Raw genomic sequence first — 3,046 nt, 5'->3', positions numbered from 1 at the left:
CGCTCGTGCGCCGCGTGCGCCACCGCTTCGAGCCGCTGCGCGCCGACCGCGCGCGGCTGCCGCGCCAGCGCCAGGGCGCGGAGCCCGACGTCGCGGCGTGCGTCGAGGCGCGCGCCGACCTCGCGGCCGGGCGCCCCACCGACGGGCGGCTCTACCTCGACGTGATCCCCGCGCGGCGCGCGCTGGCGATCGTGCTGCTCGTCGACACCAGCGGCTCCACCGACGCGCCGGTGAGCGTGGGGCGCGGCGACGCGCGGCAGATCATCGACGTCGAGAAGGAGGCGCTGCTGCTCGCCGGCGAGGCGCTCGACGCGCTCGGCGACCCGTTCGCGGTGCTGACGTTCAGCAGCCGCGGCGCGCACGCGGTGCGCGTGCACGCGGTGAAGGGGTTCGGCGAGCGCGTGGACGCCGCGGTGCGGCGGCGCGTCTCGGCGCTGCGCCCCGGCGGCAACACGCGCCTCGGCGCCGCGGTGCGCCACGCCAGCGCGCTGCTCGCGCGGCAGCCGGCCGGGCACCGCCTGCTGCTCCTGCTCTCCGACGGGCGCCCGAACGACATGGACCGCTACCAGGGGCGCTACGCCGTCGAGGACGCGCGGCAGGCGGTGCACGAGGCGCGCGCGCGCGGGATCTTCCCCTTCTGCCTCACCGTCGACCGCGAGGAGTCGGAGTACCTGCCGCACATCTTCGGCGCGGCGGGGCACACGGTGCTGCGCCGCCCCGACCAGCTGCCGCTGGCGCTGGTCAGCGCGGTGCGCCAGCTGCTGGGGGCGGGGGCCCGCTGACGCGCGCGGCCCCGCCCGACATGTCTCGTTGGGCGGGGCCGCGCGTCGTCGTGCGGGGGTGCGTCAGGGCTTCGTCGGCGCCGGCTTGGCCTCGGCCTTCGTCGAGTCGGACTTCGCCGGGTCGGCCTTCGGCGCGTCCGTCTTCGGCGTCTCCTTCGGCGCGTCGGGCTTCGGCGCGGCGGGGGCCGCGGTCGCCTTGGCGGCGCTGTCGGCGGCCGGCTTCGCGGTGTCGATGGCGCCGCCCGCGGAGTCGCGCACGACGGCCTTCTTGGTGGTGTCGGCGGCGGTCGCGGGCGCAGTCGCAGGCGCGGGGGCCGGGGCGGGCGTCGCGGGGGCGGGCGCCTGGGCGCCGGCGAACGCGGGGGCCGCGAACAGCGCGGCGGCGAGGGCGATCGACTTCATGCGTCTTCCTCCAATGTGTCGACGTGGGACGCGACACGCGACGCGGCGCGTGCGGTCCTGCGGACGTGCGCGATGACGACGCGCGTGGGTCCTGACGGGCCCCTCGCGAGGGGCTGCGGGCGGCGGCACGCACGTCGCGCGCTGCCGGCGCCGGTGCGGGTGACGGCAGTCACCGCGCGGTGCGGATCGTCGGCGCGCGAACCACGCGCCCCCGACGCACGCTCCGAATTACGCCGCACGATCCGCCGCGCGCGGTGCGCCAGGTCACGCGCAGCTTCCCTTCGCGAGCACGCCGCCCCACCTTCGCGCAGGAGCCCGCATGGCCACGCCCGCTCTCGCTTCATACTTCGCACCCATGCACGACACGCGCGACGCCGACCGACGCTGGGACGCGCTCGTCGCACGCGACCGCGCGCACGACGGCGCGTTCGTGTACGGCGTGCGCACCACCGGCGTCTACTGTCGCCCGTCGTGCGCCTCGCGCCGCCCGCGCCGCGAGAACGTCGCCTTCTTCGACGCCGCCGAGGCCGCGCGCGCCGCCGGCTTCCGCGCCTGCAAGCGCTGCCGCCCCGACGCGCCGCCCGAGGCGGAGCCCGCCTTCGTCGCGCGCGCCCGCGCCCGCCTCGACACGCACGCTGCGTCGCACGACGACCGCGCGCTCCCGCTCGCCGAGCTCGCCGCGCACGCGGGCGCGAGCCCCGCGCACCTGCAGCGCACGTTCACGCGCGTCGTCGGGCTGTCGCCGCGCGCCTACCTCGACGCGCGCCGCCTCGCCCACCTCAAGACGCGCCTGCGCGCCGGCGACACGGTGAGCCGCGCGGCCGCCGAGTCCGGCTTCCCCGACGGGCGCGGCGTGTACGCGCGGGCGCCGCGCGCCCTCGGGATGAGCCCGGCCGCGTGGCGCCGCGGCGGACGCGGCGAGCGCGTCGACTACGCGGTCGTGCCCACGCGGCTCGGCGCGCTGCTCGTGGCCGCCACCGCGCGCGGCGTCTGCGCGGTCGCGCTCGGCGACGACGAACCCGCGCTCGCGCGCTGGCTGCAGGACGAGCTGCCGGCCGCCGAGCTCGCCCGCGGCGACGAGGTCGACGGATACGCGCGCGCCGTGGCCGCATGGGTCGACGGCGACGCCGACGACGCCGCCCTGCACGCGCTCCCACTCGACCTCGCCGGCACCGACTTCCAGCAGCGCGTGTGGCGAGCGCTGCGCGCGATCCCGTATGGCGCCACGCGGACGTACGCCGAGCTGGCCGCCGCGCTCGGGGACCCGCGGGCGGCCCGGGCCGTGGCCGGCGCCTGCGCGGCCAACCGCGTCGCGCTGGTGGTTCCCTGCCACCGCGTGGTGCGCGGCGACGGCGCGCCCGGCGGCTACCGGTGGGGCGCCGAGCGCAAGGCACGCCTGCTCGACGCCGAGCGGAATGGCGGACGGTAGGCGACGCGGTGGCAGTTGGAGATTCGAGGGCTCGGGTAGGGCGTGGTCCGATACAGCGTGGTCAGGTACAGCGTGGTCCGATACGGCGTGGTCTGGGAGGGCGTGATCTACGACCCACTGGTGCAAGCCACGCCTTATCGGACCACGCCGTTATCGACCACGCCCCATCAGAACACGCCGTATCGGACCACGCCTTACCTGGCCTCCTTCCTCAACGCCACCTCGTCCACCACGACGTACCGCCCCCCGCCGGCCGCCCGCACGACCCCGGCCGCCCGCAGCGCCCGCAGCCCGCGCACCACCAGCTCGCGCACCGTCCCCAGCTCCTCGGCCGCCTCCTGCTGCGTGCGCGCGAGGACGAAGGCCCGCCCCCCGCTGGCGGCGTGGCGCGCGAGGCGCAGCGCGTCGCGCAGCGCGCGCGTCGGGCGCGCCA

General features: G+C 78.1%; 4 protein-coding genes. 2 read left to right on the top strand and 2 right to left on the bottom strand.

From position 1 onward, the window contains the following. On the top strand, positions 1-782 hold a 782-nt coding region (locus tag PYV61_RS23145), incomplete at its 5' end, for a VWA domain-containing protein (protein ID WP_275836146.1). A gap of 63 nt (positions 783-845) precedes the next feature. On the opposite strand, the gene PYV61_RS23140 is transcribed toward PYV61_RS23145, so the two are convergent. After that, on the bottom strand, positions 846-1,184 hold the full coding sequence (locus tag PYV61_RS23140; RefSeq protein WP_275836144.1) for a hypothetical protein: 339 nt from the start codon (positions 1,182-1,184) through the stop codon (positions 846-848). A gap of 355 nt (positions 1,185-1,539) precedes the next feature. Between PYV61_RS23140 and ada the strand changes: the two genes are divergently transcribed. After that, complete coding sequence (gene ada / locus PYV61_RS23135; RefSeq protein ID WP_275836143.1) at positions 1,540-2,613, top strand: bifunctional DNA-binding transcriptional regulator/O6-methylguanine-DNA methyltransferase Ada; 1,074 nt, start codon at positions 1,540-1,542, stop codon at positions 2,611-2,613. 194 nt (positions 2,614-2,807) lie between these two features. On the opposite strand, the gene PYV61_RS23130 is transcribed toward ada, so the two are convergent. Continuing rightward, positions 2,808-3,046 (bottom strand): helix-turn-helix domain-containing protein (locus PYV61_RS23130; protein ID WP_275836141.1); only part of this gene is annotated, 239 nt, incomplete at its 5' end.

This window comes from Roseisolibacter sp. H3M3-2, assembly GCF_029211165.1.
In the GTDB taxonomy this organism is placed as follows: Bacteria; Gemmatimonadota; Gemmatimonadetes; order Gemmatimonadales; family Gemmatimonadaceae; genus Roseisolibacter.
The sequence above is the reverse complement of the archived record's forward strand: the minus strand, read 5'-3'. Positions and strand labels throughout refer to the sequence as shown.

Excerpts from the sequence above, each read along its gene's own strand:
- PYV61_RS23140 (WP_275836144.1), bottom strand. The coding sequence starts at position 1,184 with ATGAAGTCGATCGCCCTCGCCGCCGCGCTGTTCGCGGCCCCCGCGTTC.
- ada (WP_275836143.1), top strand. The coding sequence starts at position 1,540 with ATGCACGACACGCGCGACGCCGACCGACGCTGGGACGCGCTCGTCGCA.